Consider the following 1,027-nt stretch of genomic DNA (forward strand, 5'->3'; position numbering starts at 1 on the left):
TTTTGAGTAATACTAAGCAGATTCGTGGAGAACGTCAAATTGCTGAAAAAGAAGGTAAGAAGTTTGAGATTATTACGGGTGAAAATACTCATGTTTCCGGCAATATCAAGGATTCTGAGATAGTGAGAAGAAAAGATATAGGACCTCAATAAATATCAATATGGGAAATTTTGATTATAAGAATATCTGTTTACAGATAGAAGTACGTGAGAATCCTACAGATGCTCGTTATGTGGAATTTATGAAGGATTGGAACTTTACGGAAAAAGAATGTGATGTGTTTTGCGAATCTATTCAAGGAATGGGAAGCACAGAGATTTCCAAACGGATAGTACAATTCTTTGTAGAATATAAAGATGGTCTTCTTATACCTGATAAATGCGGTACGTTTGAGCCTTTGCGTAAAGATTTTAATGTAGAAAACCTCTTGAATTATGTCAGTTGGTTGAGTTTTCCTGCTGGTTGTCTTATGCTGAAAAAGAAATATAAATATTCTGCTGAAATTAGTAATAATTATTATGCTTTTGTTTTTGAAGAGGATGGAACCGTTCTTATTCCCAAACGTACTCTTCCAGAATACTTAGGTCGCATAACCTTTTGGTTTGCAAAACAGCGTAAGATTGATATGGTCTTTCTAGAACAGCTTCTTCGTGATTTCTGTAGCTATCTGGATACGGATGTCGGTTACATATTTGACCAGGAGACAATGACGGTTTTATTGGATATCTTCCATCCGGAGAGAGTCGGTACCCGGATAGATTCTTGGTATTGATTATCTCTTGTTAGCTTTATAGATTACCTGCTTGTGCCTTTGTGCATGAGCAGGGATTTTTATTTCTGAGTTCCTGTCACTTATGCCCAAGATAATAAGTAAATGTTGATATTTAGTTTATATACACATAGGGAAGAGATTCTTCGCTACGCTTGCGTAAGCCAATGAGTACGCCTACGACGCCCACGGCAATTTAACGAAAGATTTGAATAAGGGAATCACTGATATTCAATATAATTGTTTAAATTTGCCAGG

The 1,027-nt window shown here is 35.9% G+C and carries 1 protein-coding gene; it reads left to right on the forward strand.

The genetic code is table 11. The features are described 5' to 3' along the window. The first annotated feature begins 160 nt into the window (after positions 1-160). Positions 161-772: a hypothetical protein gene (locus JCM16496_RS21145; protein WP_025836441.1), complete on the forward strand. Its 612-nt coding sequence runs from the start codon at positions 161-163 to the stop codon at positions 770-772. Positions 773-1,027: the final 255 nt, after the last annotated feature.

This window comes from Bacteroides rodentium JCM 16496 (assembly GCF_000614125.1).
Lineage (GTDB): Bacteria > Bacteroidota > Bacteroidia > Bacteroidales > Bacteroidaceae > Bacteroides > Bacteroides rodentium.

Excerpts from the sequence above, each read along its gene's own strand:
- JCM16496_RS21145 (WP_025836441.1), top strand. The coding sequence starts at position 161 with ATGGGAAATTTTGATTATAAGAATATCTGTTTACAGATAGAAGTACGT.